The following is a 20,402-nucleotide window of genomic DNA, read 5'->3' as shown; positions in this document are numbered from 1 at the left end:
TTACCCTAAAATGGATTGACTTATATATTTTAATAAATGACTAATAGAGGTTTGAAATAATATGTATAATGCACCAATACTTAATGCAGTAGCCAGTGATACATCGACTAAGCCACCAGTTTTAAAGGCAAACGGGAACTTAATAGTAAGAGGAATAGGATAAAGTAACTTTACTCCCCTTGGCGTTAACATATCTAGTATAACATGAGAGGCCATACCACCGATAATAGAAACCAAATAGTAAGTAGGAGTTTGAATCAAATTAAGGAGAAATATAATGATACCTATAAATAACAAAGAGTGAGTGAATGTCCTATGACCGAATAACAGCCTAATAATTAAACTAAGCAATTTTAATTTTCTACCAATTTTGCTACCAGTGTGACAAATGTCTGGTAATAAACTTGAAACTATAGATAAACATATTACTGTAACAGTTGAGAACAAATCTGTTTGAAAGTGTTCGGTTGTTAATGCACCTACTAGTAACCCAGCAGATACGTGAGTTTTGCCTGTCATAAACCTTCTCCTTTATATAGAACATTTTAACATAAATCACTCTAAAATACGAACATATTTTCGGTGTTAGATAAATAGTGTATCACAAAATTTAAAAAGTATATCATTAATACTTGAAAACGATTACACAATGATATATGATATAGACATAAATAACATAAAGGATGTGTTCTTTAATGGCAATGACTGTTAAGAAAGATAATAATGAAGTTAGAATTCAATGGAGAGTAGCTGATATCAAAATCCCTACTAGTGAAATTAAAAATATTTCACAAGACCAAGAAATTCATGCCGTTCCAGATTTAGATTCTAAAAATATTTCACGTATCGGTTCTACCTTTGGTAAAACTAATAGAGTGCTTATTGATACAGATGATCATGAATACATTATTTATACGCACAACGACCAAAAGGTTTATAACGAATTAACTAAATAATAACAACATACATTTTTCATTCGCAAAGTTATAAAAAAAACTGTCAACTTCCGCCATGTAGTTGACAGTTTTTTAATCTAAAATAATAAATACTGTATTACTTTGTATTTTTCTCAATATTAATTAAACTACACTTAGATAGGGAGGTTAAAATTATGTTTGTTGTTACAAATAGAATTACCGTAAAAAAAGGATTTGCAGAAAAAATGGCGCCAAGATTCACTAAAGGTGGAAAAATTGAAGCATTGCAAGGTTTTCATAAAATTGAAGTTTGGAAAGTAGTAAGAGATCATGAAAGTGAAGACATGTATGTAAATACATGGTGGGAGACTGAAAAAGACTTTGAAGCTTGGACTAAAAGCGATGCATTTAAAGAAGCACATCAAAACAGAGACAAAACATCGTCTGAATCTTCACCGGTGATTAGCAGTGAAATTGTTAAAGCTACGGTGTTATCTACATTAAATTAAAAAAAAGCAATGAAGTATAGATAGCAATTGTTTATTTCAACATTTCTAACCTCTAACTTCATTGCCTTTACTATTTTATAATAATAAATGAGCCATTAACGCTATAATTGGTAAAGTGATTGCAGTTCTAATTAGGAAAATCATAAATAATTTACCTAAACTTACTGGTATTTTAGAACCTAATATTACACCACCAACTTCTGATAAATATATTAATTGAGAAATACTTAAGGCACCAATTACAAATCTTGTAATCTCACTGTGCGCATCAGCAATTAATATAGATGGTAAGAACATATCTGCAAAACCAATCAATAATGTTTCAGAGGCTTTAGCCGCTTCTGGTATTTGCAATAATTCAAGAATTGGAATAAAAGGTTGACCAATAATTGAAAATACTGGCGTATAATTAGCTATCATAGTCGCAAGCGTTCCGATGCTCATAACGACTGGAAGGATAACAAACCACATATCTATTACAGTTTTTAAACCGGATTTCCAAAACTCTTTAAACCCTGGTGCTTTCAATCCAACAATAGTTGCCTCTTCAAAACCATATCCCAGTGCCGTTTTACCTTCAGGTAGTTTTTCTAATCTAGTATTCTCAGAAACTTCTTTAGTAAATTCATCAGGTATTTTGTTTAATGGCCAAATACGTGGCATGATCATTGCAGCAACAAAACATGAAATAATTACAGTTAAATAAAACGCAAAAAATTTATGTTGTAATCCCACAGTTTCTGCAATAACGATAGCAAAAGTAATTGAAACGACACTAAACGTAGTAGAAATCACTATGGATTCCCTTCTCGAGTATATACCTCTTTCATACTGACGACTTGTTATTAGGACACCTACAGTTCCATCACCAATAAACGAAGCTAAATTATCTACTGTAGATCGCCCTGGCAATGTGAATAATGGTCTCATAATTGGTCTAAATAAGGGTCCTAAAAATTCTAATAAACCATATTCCATTAAAAAAGGTAAGAATAGTGCAGCAAATAAAAATACTGCAACCAATGTAGGTAAAAGATCATAAAACACTAAACCACCAGTATCCTCTGAATAAATAACCTTTGAACCAAGTTTAAAATAGGTCATCCATACAAAGATGACGGCTAATAATCTTAATGTCATCCAGACTGGACCAACTTTAAATGCACTATCTAATAATCCGCCTGGTTTAACTTTATTTTTAAAAATTGTCGAATAAAGTACTGTTAAGATTGCAGACAATGTAATAATTAAAATTATGATAATTGGCATTGCATCACCAAGTAGACCTTTTAGCCAATTTGCTAAAAAGGCTACAGGTAATGTAGTTTGTTTCTCACCATCTTGTATAAATGGGACTGGAATTAAGAAAAGTATAATTCCAATAATAGACATAGTTATGAATTTCGCTCTACCTTTGGCAATCTGTTGCTTTGAGTAACCTTCCACCACTAATAACCTCTTTCTTTCTCATTATTGATGCTTTTATATTCATTGATTATGTAAATATATTAAGTAAAACAGCGAACTTTTATATAAATATAAGAATATATGCATTTTTATAAATAGCATGTTAAATACTATATATCATTTTTAATTGATATGCAATATAAAAAGAGCTAATTTTCATCATAAATATGAGAATAATTAGCTCTTAAATTTCATTAAATTCGTCTTAATAAAAATAAGAAATATGGCACCCCAATGATAGCAATTATTACACCCACAGGTATATCTAATGGTGGATGAATTCCTCTCGCTAACCCATCACTGAACAAGATTAAAATTGAACCTATACAACCAGACATAATTACAACATGGAAGTAACGCTGACCTACAATAGATCTAGCGATATGTGGTGCAATTAGGCCTAGAAAACTTATACCGCCTACTACTGAAATTGAGGCGCCAGCCAGCATAACCGACAAAATAAGTAAGATCATTTTGAGTCTTTGTACTCTTGCACCAAGCGCCGTAGCAATATTTTCTCCTAAATTTAAAATATCTAATTGATAACTTAAACATAATACGAGTGGTAAAGTTATAACAAACCAGGGTATGATTGAATAAAAATTTTCAATAGTATGACCATATAAACTCCCTGTCAACCAAACTAACGCATTATTTGCATCCATAGGGTTTCTAATAAGTAAAAATTGAACTACAGCGGTACATATAGCACCGATAGCTAACCCAATTAAAGCTAAAGTTGAGCCTTTAATATTATATTTAGCAATTAAAAATGACAAAATCAAACTAATAAATAATGCACCTATGAACGAACCAATAGGTAGTACTAATAGCGGTGCTGAAGGAAATAGCATAATTACTATAATAGCTGCCAAACTTGCGCCTTTAGTTATACCTATAACATCAGGAGATGCTAGTGGGTTTCTAACTACCCCTTGAATCACCGCTCCAGAAATGGCCAAACTACTTCCTACAACTAAACCTAGTAACGTTCTTGGAATTCGGTACTCGTTTAATATAAAATCATCAAATTTTAGAATTCCATGAATTGCTTTCAAAGGACTGTACATTGTTGAACCAACACATAAACTTACAAATATGCTTACAATTAAGCAGATGATTACAACAGTATAACGAATAGATAATTGTCGTTTTGTCATACTCGTTTCACCCCTTTTAAAGTTATTAATAGGAAGTAAATTGCCCCAACAAATGAAGTGACAATACCAACTGGAGATTCGTAAGGAAATGTAATAAGTCTACTTAACATATCTGATAGTAATAATAAATCGGCACCTATCAAAAAAGTTAAAGGCACCATTAAGAAGTAATCTTTACTTATATAACGTTTAACTATATGAGGGACGATTAAACCAATGAATCCAATCGGTCCAGCTATTGAAACAGATGCACCTGCTAATACAATTACAAGTATACCTATTACAATTCTAATCAATTGTGTCTTTTGCCCCAATCCTTTCGCTATGTCATCCCCTAATTCCATAATGGTTAATTGACGTCCTAATAACATAGTTAAAATAAGTGATAATATTAACCAAGGCATAACCGACAATACTGCAGTCCATTTCAATCCATTAAGAGATCCTACCAACCAAAACATAACAGTAGTATTAGAATCTTCATTTAGTATTATGATACCTTGTGTTAAACTACTGAAAAATAAATGAATTGCCATTCCAGCAAGAGCTAATTTAATTGGCGTTATTTTTTTCGTTGAACCAGATAGTATATATACAGTTAGACCGCCAATAAATGCCCCTAAGAAGGCTAAATATGTTACATAGTTACCTAGTGAGGGTATTAATATCGTCACTAATACTATTACAAATGATGCACCGGAATTAACACCAAATATTTGTGGAGACGCTAATGGATTCCTAGTAATCGCTTGCATTAAGAGGCCAGCTAAGGCTAACGCACCGCCAATTAATAACCCACCAATCATTCTTGGCATTCTTACATTATGAATTAGAAATGTTTGTTTATTATTTATAGATGTAAAAAAGTATTCAAAAATATGTTTAGCATGAATTTCAGACGAGCCAATCGCTAAATTAAAATAAGCAAAAATAAAAAGAAAGCACCCACTCACAATAAATGTGAGTGCAGTGCGTCTCTTATTTGCTTTATCTAAAGCAGATTGACTATCAGTAGATCTAATAGTCATTTTTTGCCACCTTACTTTTCTTTATCTTTTTTTGAAATTTCTACAAGTTCTTTAGCCATTTCTTCAGAAGATACTAACCCTCGAGCTCTTGCCCAAGTATCACGACTAACGATACTTACACGATTATGTTTAACCGCATCTAATGTGTCCCAAACCGGATCTTTTTTCATTTCTTGATATGATGGTTCTTTAGGACTTGCTCCATCAGTCATTATAAACATACGTTCAGGATTAACGTCTTTTAACGTTTCTGCATTAAGTTGTAAATAAGGTCCTTGTAAATATTTGCTTAACCCTTTAGTGACGTCTTTATTTAAAGCTTCTTTAAAGCCAAGTTGACTTAAGAATTGACCTACATAAGATTCACTTGGATGAGCTAATAATCCAGATTTAGACGCTACAGCTGGTAATACTTTTTCATTTTTATCAAATTGAATTTCATCTTTATATTTTGCAAGTTTTTCTTTATGCTCTTCTAAACGTTTCTTACCTTCATCTTCTTTATTTAAAGCTTTGGCAATTGTTATAAAAGCTTCTATATTATCATTATAATCTCCATCAAAACTTTTTAATTCAATTGTTGGAGCAATTTTACTTAATTCTTTATAAATACCTTTGTGTCTGTTACTATCTGCAATAATTAAATCTGGTTTTAATTTACTGATTTCTTCTAAGTTGGGTTGTTTACGAGCACCAACAGATTTATAATCTCCAATTTTTTCTTTTAATGGTTTAATAATACGATCTGGTTTGTTGTCATCAGCAACCCCAACAGGTTTAACATTTAGTGCCGCTAAAGCATCTACAAATGAAAATTCCAACGCTACGACACGTTTAGCATCTTTAGGAACTTTAGTTGTGCCTAATTCGTGTTTAATTTTAATAGAATCTTTCGATGACGATTTATTACCTGAATCACCTGAACCATTATTGCTAACATTACCACAAGCAGTAACTAAAACTAATGCAAATAATAATGCGACTATACCTGCAAACTTAAAGCCTTTCATGAATTCCACTCCTTAATATGTATAGGTTTACAATACATAGTTTATTGATAACGATTATCGATGTCAATATGATTTAGTATATTTTTTAATTTTTTTATAAAAATAGATTAGAATTTTAATTATTATGGGATTTTACCTAGAAATGATAAAATAAAAAGCCATTAATCAGAATAAATTCAAAATTAAAGGCTAATATTTATTAAAGTTTATATGATTATTAATACCTACAAAGAATTGATTAACATTTTTTATTAATCAATAATGGAGAATTGACCATCTTACTATTCAAAGAGTGAATATAATTATCCTTAAAATAGTGCTTTGTCATGTGGTTATGATACATTACTTGAGAAAGCGCCTCATACTCCATAGCAAATTCTATAATATCACCAACTTTATAGTAATCTTGATTGTTTAAATTAATCATTAGATGATCACTTGATGCACCAACAATGCTAACATCATTCTTAATAGGTTTAATTTTATTTACGTCTGTGTCAACATAGCCAATATCTACAATCGCTTGTAAATAGCATTGGTTATTGTCAGATAGACGTGGTTTAATCTCTAAAATTTCCGCTTCTACTGTAATTGCATTTTGAAATAGCATTGGTATAGATTGATTTGTTGTAGTATCTATCCCTCTAAATAATGCCTCACCTATTCGTAACTCATTAATCTTACCCAAATCATTGTACATTAATTGTGGTATCATACTTGAGTTTCCACCTGATACAACTTTTAATCTAAACCCTAAATTATATTCAATAGCATCAACAAATTGATTTATCTTTAATATATCTTCTTCAGTTGGAGCCGAAGACTTGAAACACATAAAGTTAAATGCAATACCTATTAATTGAATATGAGTCATTTTGATGATTTCTTCAATATAATTTAGTACATCATAAGTTATAACTCCTTCACGTCTATCCTTCCAATCTATCATTAACATAATTTGATGTTTTTGATTTAACTGTTTAGCAATGTCATTTATCTCTCTAATTGACTCAATTTCAGTTTGCATACTCATTTTCACTGATTTAATCAGTTGAGTATAATGTTTTTTAGATGTTGGTCTTAGTAAAAGATAATCGCATTGCCCCTTGAAATCTTCATTTATATTTTCAAGTCTTGATTCTGCAAAATGGGTGAACCCTGATTGAATTAATGTTTTGATAATTCGATTATCACCAGCTACACATTTAATTACTGGGGTTAAATGTATATCATTATTTTCTAATAACGTTCTTAGTGCATATGCATTATATTCAATTTTAGATAAGTTTATATTGATTTGAGCCAATTATCTCACCTCATCTCTAATTGGATTATCAAGTTCGATATTTAAATATTTTTTCACTCTATTGTTCATACGCATGCGTAATAATGCCTTAACAGTAATCTTTGAACCAAAGAGCACATCTTTTAAAGCTTGAGCATGTGGTTTATTATCACTTATTGCTAATTTAACTTCATTTTGAACTAGATTGAACAATTCTTCTTCAGTTACAAATTCCGTTTTTGAAAAGTGATGAATTAATTCAGCTAACTGATTCTGAATAACAGCATGCTGAAATTTCGCAATAACTTCTTCAATTGAATCTGCCAATAAACTTTGATTGGACACGTTGATATTTTTCAGTTTATGAGTAAGTGTATTTAAATCAATTCGAGACCCACCTAAATCACGCACAATAAAATTCATTTGATAATTAGGTCCTAAATTAACTATAGTATTTTGCATATGCGCTTCTAAAGCAATGCCATACTCTTGAATTAAATTGATTAAAGGCGTAATAAGTTGTCGACTATAATTTAGAATAAAGGTTAATATACCTCTATTATTTAACTCACCATTAACCCATTCGATATAACTATCAACAGTAATATGTCGATCAATTGGATTAGGATTAACCAATGCACCAGTAACAATAGTCACCCCATTGTTTGCAATATAAGGTGTTTCTCTGACAATGCATGCTAACTGTCTAGCATCCTCGTCATTTGTTTTCGCACATAAACCATAAGGTTCTATTGCAACATTTAGTTGTGGATATTGATTTAATACATTTTGTAAAGCGCTACTTAATTTAGGTCCGTCTACCGTTGTAACACTTGAAACTGTTCTGACAGCGCTCGTTGCTTGTACATTGACAGGTAATTTTATATGATATGGCTTATTGATGAGTGCCATCGTCCTAAATGATAGTGTTGCTTTCGAATCGACATCAAATGGTGTTGTTAATAAAAACTTATTAGCAATCCAATTCGCAAACTTATCGTAGATAGTATGGTTGTATTGCCATGGATGTACTAATATCACAAAATAGTCTTCTAACGAAATATGAATAGACTGTGCATATTTTCTAATTCTTATTTGATATTCAGGTATTACTTTCTTCAATATGAAATCTTCATCATTATCTATACACGTAGCTTGTGCACAGTCTTTATGGATTAACATAATTTTTAACGGTATTACTTTTTCAAACTCAGGTGAATACATTTTAACTTCATCCATAGTTAATGGCAGTTTCGTTTTAGTAAGTGGATGTGTAGGATGACCTTCTAATACTAAGCTTTCTGAATATATCAAATCATTGATTTCATTCGCGTCACTCAAATGTTGTAACCATGCAAAAAAATTTAAAGTTGTTGGCATACCAGAAAATTGCATACTAGATTGCACATTATGTTGACGTTGATAAAATTGTTTATAAATTTCAACAAAACTATCTCTACTATGTATTATTTCATCTATTAATTGCTGATGTATATTAATGTCAAAATGATTACTTAATATTTCTAATAAAGTTTCTACTGTTGATACTTCCATTATATTAGCACCACATTGATATGCAATTGGTCCTACAAATTCATACCTTGACATTACACTGTTATGATTAAAGTGAGTAGAAAGTATACATCCATGATATTGTATATCTAATTGATCATCTTTAGTTGTAATAATAGTTTGTTCTTTCCAAATGCCTTCTTTTATTAAAGCATTTAAAATACGATATTGTATATTAGTATCCGCATTTTGCCATGCGTTTAGAATCATACTTTACTCCTCCAATTTAATTGGTCTTTGAATTATATATGCAATAAAGGCAATTACAAAAGTAAATATTCCCATTATGATAAATGTATTAATAGGTCCCATTATTTCTGATAATGTTGTTAATATTAAACTACCTAAAGGAATCATCCCTCTATCCATCATGACGATACTTAATATTTTTCCTCGATGCTCTGATGCTATATCCTCTTGAAAATATATACGATTTGATGTTCTAGCTAATTGACCAAATAAACCTACAAGTGACATGCAGATAAACATAAATATAATGTTATGCATAATGACACCTACAAGCGTTAATCCAAATAGACAAGAACTTAAATAATACATTTGCACAGTGGTGAACTTTTTCAAAATTATGGGTAGTATAAGTGTTGCAATCATACCACCTACAGCACAAAAGGTCATTGACACACCAAAGATTTCCGAGCGACCAGGAAAAAGATCATGTACTAATACTGGTACTAGTGCAGTATACGAAAAACCAGTAGCCATGATAATCAATGACGTAATAAATATTTTTGAGGCCTGCATATTATTCTTAAAGTATTCCCACACAACCGTAAATGAAAACCCTTTGTTAGCTTTATTTGTCTCACCAACTGTTTTGAAAGTTAATGGTAAACACAATAGAACAGCAATGAAGTAACACATTGATTGCGCTAGAAAAGTAAACGGTGCATGGTAAATTGAGAGTATCAATCCTGCGATTGCCGGACCTATTGAGCGACATATGTTTATGATAAAAGAATGATATGAAACGGCTTGGCTTGTATTTAAATGTACAGATAAATCGGGCAATACAGCTTGTCTTATTGGTGTTTCCGTCGCATTGATCATACCTCGAAGTGTAGCATAAATAAGGATGATAATAATCGGCACTTGTTCTAATAAAAAGGTACAAACACATAGTATGCTTGTCACTAAAAATGTAGATGAAATGGTAAATTTCAATAATTTTCCTCTATCAAATTTATCAGCTATAGCGCCAGCCCAGACACTTAGTAACAAAATTGGCACGAGTCGGCAAAAATTAACCAATCCCAAATAGACTGCGTTATGATAACTAGTAAGTACATACCAATTCAAGCCAATTTGTCCTATCCAATTCCCTAGAAATAATAAAAAGGAACTAGAGAAGAAAAATTTCGCCACAGTATTCCACCTACTTATTTATAATAAACTTCATAATTGATAATGAATATCATTATCGATATTATGGATTATACAAATGATTTAGATTTTTGTAAAATGAATTTGAGGTGCAATATGGATAATTTAATTTCAATAGACAATATAGATTTACATTTAACTGATGAAGAATTAGGAGCTTTATCGTTTTTAAAGCAAGAAATGCCCCATTTAGTAAACTACATTAAAAATGAATTGCTCGTTGCACGAGATAAAATTTCTCAACGCTTAATTACATCCCTTTACAGAGAAAATTTAGTCAACGCTAAATCAAATAGTACCTTTGTCTCGTCATGTGATATTAAAAACTTTCCAATAAATGGAGAACACCAAATTATGCGCGTGCATTTTCCCGAAAGCGATAAATATTTATTCGCAAAAGTTTCCGGAACTCATGCATTTGGCCGTGTAGATGTTGAAGGTCCATTTTATTATTGTGATAGTGATGGTAGACAATGTGTTCGTATACTTCATCCCTATGAAGTATTAGCTGATATCTTAAAGGAAAATCCAGAGCTTGATAATGAGGCAAGTTCTCAATTCAAAGACGATATGGAAAACAGTGTTGCAAATATGGCGTTAGCACTTGCATATCAAGCATATGAGATGCAACATTCAAATGAACCTTTATTGGAAATAATTCTTAATGAACAAGATAGTTATTTGCGTTCAGAGCAGGCAGTTATAGAGGGACATCCGCTTCATCCTGGAGCTAAATTGCGTAAAGGCCTTAATGCTAATGAGAATATTAAATATAGTTCAGAATACAATAAAGAAATTCATTTAAAGTGTGTGCTTATTCACCAAAGTGTCGCTAGAATACAATCTTTATCGTTTACTTATAATGCTGAATTAGAAGCGCAATTTCCAGAACTATATAGCCAAATTAAAACTGAGTGTGATAATTTGAGTAATCTGAGTGAATATCATTTAATGATTGTTCATCCTTGGCAGTTAGATAATGTATTATTAAGTCAATACGAAGAGGAAATAAATAATAATTTAATGATTCCACTAAAGATAGAAATACCTTATTACGCTGGTTTATCTTTTAGAACTTTAATGCCAAAATTCCCAAGCACGTTGCCACATATTAAATTATCTACCAATGTACATATTACTGGTGAAATTAGAACTTTATCTGAACAAACAACTCACAATGGTCCTTTAGTTACTCAAATCTTAAATGACATTTTAAAGCAAGATAAAGATTTCACTTATTATAGAGTTGGTATTTTAAATGAATTTGCTGGTATTCACTTTTATAATATAAATGACGAAGAAGCTATTCAAACAGACCGAAGTGAGCAATTAGGCACGCTCTTTAGGGACAATGTGTACAATCTAACTGAAAAAGATAGTATTCCTATGATTCCTTCAAGTTTAGTGGTTAATTATAAATATAATGAAGAACCACCAATTATTAGTTTAATTCAACGTTATAAACATCATTACGACAAATCAAATCTTGATATCGCAGCTCAAGAATGGTTGTCAGATTACATTTCTCAATTGTTAGGCATAGTGATTCCTTTATATGCTAAATATGGCATTGCACTTGAAGCCCATTTACAAAATTCAATTGCAACGTTTAACGCTGATGGACGATTAAATACTATTTATATTCGTGATTTTGAAGGCTTACGTATTGATGAACAATTTTTAAATGAATCTGGATATACGACAAATCATTTTCACGAAAAATCTAGAATCTTGACCGATTCTAAAACAACAGTATTTAATAAAGTCTTTTACTCGACAGTCCAAAATCACATAGGTGAACTTATATTAACTGTTTCAAAATTCATTGAGGATGAAGAATTTGAATCTAAACTGTGGGATAGCGTAAGCGAAATTATTCATAACATTTTAAATAGCTTAACGAATATTAATACAAGCCACATTTCAGAAATTAAACAAATTATATTTGATAGAGACATTGATTATAAATGCGTGACAACGATGCGTTTAGAAGATGAAGCACATCACTATACTTATATTAAAGTAAGTAATCCACTACATGGTTAAACGATATTAGAAATCAAAGCTTAATTCTAAAATAAAAACCCTTTAGGCTATATAAACCTAAAGGGTTAAATCTATTATTATTGTAATCCTGATCTTTCAGAGTTGTTGTTATTATTATTGTTGTTTTTTTCGTTTTTTTGTTGCCATTCTTTTTTAGTCATAACATCATCAACTTGCATGTTAACTTCTACAACTTGTAAGCCAGTGATATATTTAACTTGCTCTTTTACTAATTCAGTAACTTTACGGAAGATTTTTGGTGCTGATTCACCATATTCTAAGATTACTTTTAAGTCGATTGCTGCTTGTTTTTCGCCAACTTCAACAGAAACACCAGTAGTTACATTGTTGCCACTAGAGAATGCATTAGTAAAGTTATCAGCGAAACCGCCTTTCATATCTAAGATACCTTTAACTTCACGAGCTGCGATTCCAGCAATTTTTTCTACAACTTCATCTGAGAAAGTTAATTTGTTTTCAAATTGTTGTTGTTCATTTTGTTCTCTGTATTGTTCTGCTTGTTTTTGTTGTTCTTCTCTTTCTTTTTCATTAACTCCAGTTTGATTATTGTAAGCTTGTTTAGCTTTGTTATTGTTATCTACTGACATATTATATTCTCCTTTATAATTGAATTTTTTTATTATTTAGTTCTTAAATAAATTATTTAACTCCATCTATTTAAGAAATTCATGAAATCCTGTGTACGGTCTTTAATATACCCAACACCAATTCCGATTAAACATAAAACGATAACCAAAATTGTTTTCCAAAACCCTAAAGTTAGGAATAAGATTGCTATAATTAAAAATGCAAAGAAACCAATGATACGCCATTTATATGATTTAATGAAGTCAATGATTTGTTGACTTGCATCTTGTCCATTTTGATTATTATTATCAGCCATGTTATCCCTCCCTTACAGAACACGTTGTCCAGCAGTTTTTTGATCTCTGACATTTACTTCAAGTTTTCTCACTGGTAATTCAGTAAAATGTTCTACATTATGCTTAATGCCTGAACGAATACTTTCAGTTAGTGACTTAACTTGTACATCATTTGGTACTAAGAAGTCAGCCTTGATATCAATGTAAGATTTGCTTTTCTTATTATAAAGCTTCGCTACAACATTAGGTTGTCTTACTTGATCGTATTTAGTAAGTGTATCGTAAGCTGATTTTTCAACTGCTTTACGAGATACATAAATATGACCATCATCATAATCTTTGTATAATCCTGGTTTTCTATATGTTGGTTTAAAGATGCTGAATACTAATATTAAACCTATCAATATAAGTAGAGCAGCTAAACCAATTAATAGTGGTTGGAACCAATTGAATTGTAAGAAGAAGTCTTGATACTTAGATATACGACTATCTTTTATATACATAAACAATAGGAATCCAACAATAGCAACTATTAATAGGCCGAGGATAAAGTTTTTTAGCCTTTTCACCTCGTATGCACCTCCTAAATTATTGTTGAATTATTATATAGAAAATAATACCCTTTAAATATTTTTCAAAACATTAATGAAAAACTATTAATTTAATTATATAAATATTTATTAAAGTTTTACTTTCTAGATAGAATATTCCCAAATTTAGCACAATAAAAACATATATTTTATTATTATTTTTTCAATTCTTTTTGCTTTGAACTTTTGTACTGTAATATGTTTGGAAACTTATTAGAAGTTCTTGGATGATCGATACTTAATGATTTAAACAATGACCAAATCATTAAGATAATAACTATTGAAAATGGTAAAGCGGCAATGATTAATAAGTTTTGAATCGCCTGTGTACCACCTGTATAAATCATAATCATTGCAAATAAGGCTAGAATAATACCCCAACTTACTTTCACAAATGATGCAGGATTGATGTCACCTTTAGAACTAAGCATACCCAATACGTATGTTGCTGAATCGGCTGAAGTCACGAAGAAGATCATAATAACTACGAGAGTAATTATGCTAAGAATAAATCCTAGTGGATAATGTTCCAACGTAGCAAATGTTGCAGTTTCAGTAGCTTCTTTTGCAATGTTAGCAATGCCTTTATCTTGTAAATAAACGGCAGATGCTCCAAATACAGCAAAGAAGAAGAAACATACAAGTGAAGGTACAAATAGAACACCAAGTATAAATTCTTTAATTGTACGACCTCTAGATACCCTAGCAATAAAGATACCCACGAATGGTGCCCATGATACCCACCAAGCCCAATAGAATATTGTCCAGTTTTGGAGCCATTGGAATTTTTCTCCTCCATTCATTGGAATACGTAAACTCATACTAAAGAAATTAAAGATATAATTACCTAAACCATTTGTAAATGTATTTAGAATATAAAGTGTTGGGCCAACAATAAATAAGCCAATTAATACAATAAAGGCTAACAGCATATTGACGTTACTAAGCGTTTTAATCCCTTTATCTATACCTGACCAAGCAGACCACGTAAACAATATAGTCGCAATAATAATTAATATTACCTGTGTACCGAAATTGTTTGGTACATTAAATAGGAAATTTAGGCCTTCATTTATTTGAAGTGCACCAAATCCGAGAGTTGCTGCGACACCTGTAACAGTGGCGATAACAGCTAATACATCAATTGCACCACCTATAGGGCCTTTCATTGATTTTTCACCAAATATAGGAACTAAGGTTGCACTTACTAATCCAGGGTAGCCTTTATGGAAACTAAAATATGCAAAGACTAATGCTACAATTCCATATACTGCCCATGCATGTAATCCCCAATGAAAGAACGAAAATTGAAATGCATCATTGATTGCAGATTGAGTACCTGCTTTATGTATAGGGGGTAACGTAAATGCGTGACTTATTGGTTCTGCAGTAGTCCAAAATACTAGTCCAATACCCATACCAGCACTAAATAACATGGCGAACCAAGAAGGTAGTGAGAATTCAGGATCTTCACCTTCTTCACCAAGTGTTATCGATGCATATCTTGAAAACAATAAATATACACAAACAAAAAATATGAGTAAAACCAGTAACAAATAATACCAAGAAAAATTCTTTGCTATAAATGAAGTAATGTTTTGGGTTCCTGTTTCTAATTGTTTCGGCATAAAAGCGCCATATAAAACAAATAGAGTACAAATAGCTAATGCTGTCCAAAACACAAAACTAATTGATTTTTTTCGCAACATAATACTCCTTTCAATAAAATGGTTAATAAAGCATTTAAGTCAAAATAAAATGACGTTTATCCTATTGCCTTTTTTTATAGGAATAAACGCCATTTATAAAGAAATATATATAGTTTGTTAATTTAAATTAATGACCAATTTGCCAATCATTGTATTGGATTCTAATATTTGGTGTGCTTGATAGATGTTTTCAGTGGTTAATCCTTCTATAACTTTAGTTGTTGTAGGTTGATAAATATTCTGTTCAACCTTATTTGTTATGTCTTCTAAATATTCATGATGCTTTATCATATCATCAGTTTGATTTAATGGTCTAGCAAACATAAATTCATGTGAGAAACTTAAACTTTTTGGTTTCAAAGCATTTAAATCTTGGTCATTTTCAAAAGCTACAATAGTAGCAATATGACCTCTAGGTTTCACTAATTGAATCATGTCGTCATAGTACATATCCGTATTAAATGTACAGAATACGTAATCAACCAGTTCAATACCTTGTGTCTTAAATTGATTTATTAAACTCTCTTTGTGATTGAGTACAATATCAGCACCCATTTTTTTAGTCCATTCAATCGTTTCATTACGCGATGCTGTTGTAATCACCCTTAAACCATAGAACTTAGCAATTTGAGTAACAATACTTCCTACACCACCTGCGCCATTTATAATTAACAACGTTTTACCTTCATTTTCACTACGTTTGCGTGAAATACCAAACACATCAAACAATGTTTCATATGCTGTTATACCGGTTAATGGTAAGCTTACTGCCTGCTCAGCGCTAATATTTTTAGGTGCCTTAGCTACTAATTTCTCATCAATCAATTGGTATTCCGAATTTGATCCGTTTTGATCAGGTGAACCAGAGTAATATACTACATCACCCTGATTAAACATAGTAACTTCACTTCCAACAGATTCAACCACACCAATCGCATCAAATCCTAGTACACGAGGTATTTTTGACACGTTCATTAATCGTTGTTTTGTATCAACGGGATTGACACTAATAGACTGAATTTTAACTAATAATTCATGTCCTTTTGGTTCTGGTATATCTAAATTATAAGTTTTAAATAAATTTCCATCTGATAGTTTAAACGGTTGTTCAAATCCAATTGCTTTCACTATTCATCCGCCACCTTTTTCAAATCTAATATTAAACTAAGTATAATATTTCAAACAAATATATAGCAATATAGAAGCCTTCAATTTAAAATACAACTAAATCTAATTTTTCCTATAAAAATCATTGAAAGGAGCATATAAAAATTGAAATTAAGTATTTTAGATTATGTTCCAATTTTTGAAGGTAGAAACGCCAATGATGCATTTAATCATAGCATTACGTTAGCCCGAACTGCTGAACAATTAGGTTATACAAGATATTGGGTTGCAGAACATCATAATGTATTCTCTGTTGCGTCAAGTGCACCTGAAATCGTAATGATGATGCTATTAGAACAAACACAAACGATTAAAATAGGAAGCGGAGGCGTCATGTTACCGCACTACAGTGTCTACAAAGTGGCAGAACAATTTAGAATAATGGAAGCTCGCCATCCTAATAGAGTAGATATGGGTTTAGGTCGTTCTCCGAGTTTCAAGCAAGTAAATGAAGCACTTAATGAGTATAAATCAACAAAACCAAATTTAGACAATCAAATAGAGGACTTACTACACTACTTTAGCAACAAATATGAAGCCCCACATCGATTCATGTCTATCAAAGCAACACCTGAAATTAATACTTCTCCACAAATGTTTATTCTAGGTATGAGTGAAAGAAGTGCGGAATTAGCTGCTCAAAAAGGGCTACCATTCGTCATTGCATTTATGAGACAAACTCAAACCAAGATTAATAGCCTAATAGAATATTATCGAAAACGATACAAACAATTGAATGACATTTCAAAATCTAATGAGCCGTATGTAATTATGTCGACATTTGTAGTTACTGCAAACACGCTTAATAAAGTTGATGATTTATTAGATGCATTACATTTATGGCTTTTACGCATTAATTATCTCAACCAACCTAAATCATATCCTTCTATTAATACTGCTCAACAACGTAATTATAGCACTAGTGAACGTAATAAAATTGAGCAAAATAAAAGTCGTGTCATAAGTGGATTGCCTAAAGATATTCATCTAAAATTAACTTATTTATTAAATACGTATCAAGTGGATGAAATCATGATAATGCCTCATGTATATGGGGAACAAGCAAGATTGGAATTGATTCAATTAGTCGCCAATAATTCACTTTAAACTTTGATTATTTTAGTGTTCAAGTTATGTTATTACTTACTACTACCATAAAAAATTTATGATTTCATCTGACACTTCTTTATTATGATGTAGCGCACTATGTTGCGCTTTCTCCCCTTTATATTCAGATTCTTTATATGTTTTAGGACTATTGCCCAACAAGTATTTTAAGGAGCGAGACGAACTATTAGATACCCTTCCATCAGAGTGTGTTCCGTCTTTCAAATCACCATAAATATTTAGTACTTCTATGTTTTTATTTTTATAGACATCTTTTAGATCTAATAATTTTTCATAATCAGCATTCATTTTACTAGGCTTACCATCTTTATCGACAGTAATTTCATTTACTTTTTCATTTAAATATAAAACACCGTTATATGTACCAGCTATATTTACTTCTTTTTGAAGTTGAGGTAATTGTTTATCATTTCCATAATATTTCATAAAATACGCAAAAGATAAATTTGCCATTGAATGCGCTACAAAATTATAATTATCTATATTGTATTTTGATTTCATTTTTGTAAGTACATTTTTTATGTTTTGAGCATTTTGCATAATGTCACCATTTTTATTATCTTCAAATAATATTTTTATAATTGGATTCCTAGACTTCTTTGAAATTTTGCCACTAAACTGTACTTTTCCGTTTGATAAAACACATGCTGTAACTACATCCTTGAGGACACCTTTTTTTCAGCTTGATTGACCATATATTTTTCAGAATTATTGGTTCCACCATATCCATGCATAAATAAAGTTGCAACTTTCTTTTTATCATTACTTTGATAATGAGATGAATTGTTACTCTTTGATTGACATCCTACTAATGTAAAAATCATTAGGCTAATAATAAAACTAAATATTATCTTTTTAAAAGTTCTCATAATAATACTCCAATTTGTTTTCTTTAAGTATAAATGATGTAGTTACAAAAATGAAAATTAAGTTGAATTGTACGTTTAAGCACATGTGGTAATAATTTGAATATATATTTTTGAATTATTTTTTCATGTGATCAAGCCAAGAAAAAATAAATAGGACTGAGAAAAGCTAAATTTTAGCATTTCCCAATCCTACCTTACAATTGTATTTATCATTGCTGTTTGTTACAAAGTTATATTAAATGCAATTATTTTATTTCCTTACTTTCCGCTAGTTCTTTGTACCAATATGCGCTCTTTTTAGCATAACGTTCTTGCGTTTCAAAATCGACATAAAATAGACCGTATCGTTTTTCATAACCATTTGACCAAGAAAATACATCCATGAGTGACCAAATGAAGTACCCTTTCACATTCGCACCATCACGAATAGCATCAGAAATGACTTCTAAATGTTTTTTCACATAATCTATACGTGCATCATCATCTACAGTTTTACGTTCCTCATCAAATTGGTCTTTATAACCAAGTCCGTTCTCAGTAATATAAATTTTATGGTAATTAGGATAATCTTTAACTACTCGCATGATTTGATCATATAAGCCTTTAGGATAAATCATCCAGTCCCAATCAGTACGTGGTACATTAACATCAAATTCACGTTGACCTACACCTTTAAGTTGATATTTAGAACCACCTTTATCACCAGTAGCATTATGTGTAATTTCAGATTCGCCATCGTAACCTCTCATCCAATCACTCATGTAGTAATTGATACCAAGGAAGTCATTTAAATCTTTAGCCGCTTCTAATACTTTATAATCCTCTTCTGGTATGTCTAATTTACCACCATTTACTGATAAAATGTGTTGAACGCCTTCCATAGTTTCACGAGAATATTTACCTAGATAAGTTGCATCTAAAATGAATTTGTTATGAATAATATCTTCTAATTCAGCCGCTCTAACATCTTCTGGATTAGTTGGATCATAAGGATATTTAGTTGGTAACGCATGCACGACACCTATTTCACCACTATAGCCATTATCTTTAAACAATTTAACTGCTTTCGCATGTGCGACCATCATGTTGTGATGTGATTGAAACACTTTAGCAAAGTCGTATTTAATTCCAGGAGGGAATTTACCTACTAAATATTGGCCATCACCGATAGGGCCAATCTCATTAAATGTAGTCCAATAATTTACTTCTTCAAATTCTTCGAAACAGAATTTTGCATACTCAACAAAGTACTCAATTGTCTTACGATTTAAGAAATCACCATCACTATGTAGTGTCTCTGGTGTATCAAAGTGATGTAACGTTACAAATGGTTCTACATGTCTTCTATGACATTCTTTAAATAAATTATGATAGTATTCAACACCTTTAGGATTAACCTCACCATATCCTTTAGGGAATATTCGTGACCATGCAATCGAAATACGAATGCCATTCACACCAAATTTTTCACTTAATTCTAAATCAATAGGATATTTATTATAAAAATCACTTGCTGGTTCAGCTGTATACCAATAGTTTTCTTCAAGATAAGTGTCCCATGCTACACGACCTTTTCCATCTGTTTGAGTCGCACCTTCTGCTTGATAAGCTGCTGTTGCACCACCGAATATAAAATCTTCTGGTAATTTTTTCATTATAC

At 31.1% G+C, this 20,402-nt stretch carries 18 protein-coding genes and 1 pseudogene; 4 read left to right on the top strand and 15 right to left on the bottom strand.

Annotation, left to right across the window (positions count from 1 at the left end; all coding sequences use genetic code 11):
* A complete protein-coding gene (locus HMPREF3265_RS01570; RefSeq protein WP_070442702.1) occupies nt 1-519 on the bottom strand; it encodes a metal-dependent hydrolase in 519 nt (172 codons plus the stop codon).
* Between the two features lie 176 nt (nt 520-695).
* On the opposite strand from HMPREF3265_RS01570, the gene HMPREF3265_RS01565 reads away from it, so the two are divergent.
* Both HMPREF3265_RS01565 and HMPREF3265_RS01560 read left to right on the top strand, forming a co-directional pair.
* Nucleotides 696-956, top strand: coding sequence for a SunI/YnzG family protein (locus tag HMPREF3265_RS01565; RefSeq protein WP_037549668.1), 261 nt, complete (start codon nt 696-698; stop codon nt 954-956).
* A 155-nt stretch (nt 957-1,111) separates the two neighbouring features.
* Complete coding sequence (locus HMPREF3265_RS01560; RefSeq protein ID WP_070860907.1) at nt 1,112-1,426, top strand: heme oxygenase; 315 nt, start codon at nt 1,112-1,114, stop codon at nt 1,424-1,426.
* A gap of 75 nt (nt 1,427-1,501) precedes the next feature.
* Here HMPREF3265_RS01560 and HMPREF3265_RS01555 read toward each other — a convergent pair whose 3' ends face one another.
* The 7 genes from HMPREF3265_RS01555 to HMPREF3265_RS01525 all read right to left on the bottom strand — a co-directional run bounded on the left by HMPREF3265_RS01555 (nt 1,502) and on the right by HMPREF3265_RS01525 (nt 10,331).
* Nucleotides 1,502-2,818, bottom strand: a complete 1,317-nt coding sequence (locus tag HMPREF3265_RS01555) for a YjiH family protein (protein WP_276311122.1) — start codon at nt 2,816-2,818, stop codon at nt 1,502-1,504.
* A 269-nt stretch (nt 2,819-3,087) separates the two neighbouring features.
* Nucleotides 3,088-4,053: a FecCD family ABC transporter permease gene (locus HMPREF3265_RS01550; RefSeq protein WP_037549677.1), complete on the bottom strand. Its 966-nt coding sequence runs from the start codon at nt 4,051-4,053 to the stop codon at nt 3,088-3,090.
* A complete protein-coding gene (locus HMPREF3265_RS01545; protein ID WP_070860906.1) occupies nt 4,050-5,081 on the bottom strand; it encodes a FecCD family ABC transporter permease in 1,032 nt (343 codons plus the stop codon). The genes HMPREF3265_RS01550 and HMPREF3265_RS01545 overlap by 4 nt, the downstream gene beginning before the upstream one ends.
* Nucleotides 5,082-5,092: 11 nt before the next feature.
* On the bottom strand, nt 5,093-6,091 hold the full coding sequence (locus HMPREF3265_RS01540; RefSeq protein WP_070860905.1) for an ABC transporter substrate-binding protein: 999 nt from the start codon (nt 6,089-6,091) through the stop codon (nt 5,093-5,095).
* A 238-nt stretch (nt 6,092-6,329) separates the two neighbouring features.
* Complete coding sequence (locus HMPREF3265_RS01535; protein WP_070860904.1) at nt 6,330-7,397, bottom strand: alanine/ornithine racemase family PLP-dependent enzyme; 1,068 nt, start codon at nt 7,395-7,397, stop codon at nt 6,330-6,332.
* Nucleotides 7,398-9,158: an IucA/IucC family protein gene (locus HMPREF3265_RS01530; protein ID WP_070860903.1), complete on the bottom strand. Its 1,761-nt coding sequence runs from the start codon at nt 9,156-9,158 to the stop codon at nt 7,398-7,400.
* 3 nt (nt 9,159-9,161) lie between these two features.
* Nucleotides 9,162-10,331: an MFS transporter gene (locus tag HMPREF3265_RS01525; RefSeq protein ID WP_070860902.1), complete on the bottom strand. Its 1,170-nt coding sequence runs from the start codon at nt 10,329-10,331 to the stop codon at nt 9,162-9,164.
* 114 nt (nt 10,332-10,445) lie between these two features.
* On the opposite strand from HMPREF3265_RS01525, the gene HMPREF3265_RS01520 reads away from it, so the two are divergent.
* Nucleotides 10,446-12,395 (top strand): IucA/IucC family protein, encoded by a 1,950-nt coding sequence (locus tag HMPREF3265_RS01520; RefSeq protein ID WP_070860901.1) that lies wholly within the window; start codon nt 10,446-10,448, stop codon nt 12,393-12,395.
* A gap of 77 nt (nt 12,396-12,472) precedes the next feature.
* Here HMPREF3265_RS01520 and HMPREF3265_RS01515 read toward each other — a convergent pair whose 3' ends face one another.
* The 5 genes from HMPREF3265_RS01515 to HMPREF3265_RS01495 all read right to left on the bottom strand — a co-directional run bounded on the left by HMPREF3265_RS01515 (nt 12,473) and on the right by HMPREF3265_RS01495 (nt 16,706).
* Nucleotides 12,473-13,003 (bottom strand): Asp23/Gls24 family envelope stress response protein, encoded by a 531-nt coding sequence (locus tag HMPREF3265_RS01515; RefSeq protein ID WP_011275168.1) that lies wholly within the window; start codon nt 13,001-13,003, stop codon nt 12,473-12,475.
* A gap of 56 nt (nt 13,004-13,059) precedes the next feature.
* Nucleotides 13,060-13,299 carry a DUF2273 domain-containing protein gene (locus tag HMPREF3265_RS01510; RefSeq protein ID WP_011275167.1) on the bottom strand — a complete coding sequence of 80 codons (240 nt, stop codon included), beginning with the start codon at nt 13,297-13,299 and terminating at the stop codon, nt 13,060-13,062.
* Nucleotides 13,300-13,311: 12 nt separating this feature from the next.
* Entirely contained in the window at nt 13,312-13,848 is a 537-nt protein-coding gene (amaP, locus tag HMPREF3265_RS01505; protein WP_070860900.1) for an alkaline shock response membrane anchor protein AmaP, read from the bottom strand.
* Between the two features lie 176 nt (nt 13,849-14,024).
* Nucleotides 14,025-15,575, bottom strand: a complete 1,551-nt coding sequence (locus tag HMPREF3265_RS01500) for a BCCT family transporter (protein WP_070860899.1) — start codon at nt 15,573-15,575, stop codon at nt 14,025-14,027.
* Nucleotides 15,576-15,695: 120 nt separating this feature from the next.
* The gene (locus tag HMPREF3265_RS01495) at nt 15,696-16,706 is read right to left on the bottom strand and encodes a zinc-binding alcohol dehydrogenase family protein (protein WP_070581240.1); all 1,011 of its coding nucleotides are present in this window, start codon (nt 16,704-16,706) and stop codon (nt 15,696-15,698) included.
* A 144-nt stretch (nt 16,707-16,850) separates the two neighbouring features.
* On the opposite strand from HMPREF3265_RS01495, the gene HMPREF3265_RS01490 reads away from it, so the two are divergent.
* Entirely contained in the window at nt 16,851-17,852 is a 1,002-nt protein-coding gene (locus tag HMPREF3265_RS01490) for an LLM class flavin-dependent oxidoreductase (protein ID WP_070860898.1), read from the top strand.
* A gap of 42 nt (nt 17,853-17,894) precedes the next feature.
* Here HMPREF3265_RS01490 and HMPREF3265_RS01485 read toward each other — a convergent pair.
* Together HMPREF3265_RS01485 and lacG are read right to left on the bottom strand one after the other, a co-directional pair.
* Nucleotides 17,895-18,742 (bottom strand): annotated as a pseudogene (locus HMPREF3265_RS01485) (alpha/beta hydrolase).
* Between the two features lie 245 nt (nt 18,743-18,987).
* A complete protein-coding gene (gene lacG, locus HMPREF3265_RS01480) occupies nt 18,988-20,400 on the bottom strand; it encodes a 6-phospho-beta-galactosidase (RefSeq protein WP_141764256.1) in 1,413 nt (470 codons plus the stop codon).
* Nucleotides 20,401-20,402 lie beyond the last annotated feature (2 nt).

Source organism: Staphylococcus sp. HMSC62B09 (assembly GCF_001839115.1).
Lineage (GTDB): Bacteria > Bacillota > Bacilli > Staphylococcales > Staphylococcaceae > Staphylococcus > Staphylococcus haemolyticus.
Note: the sequence above shows the minus strand (reverse complement) of the source record. Positions and strands in the feature narration are given on the sequence as shown.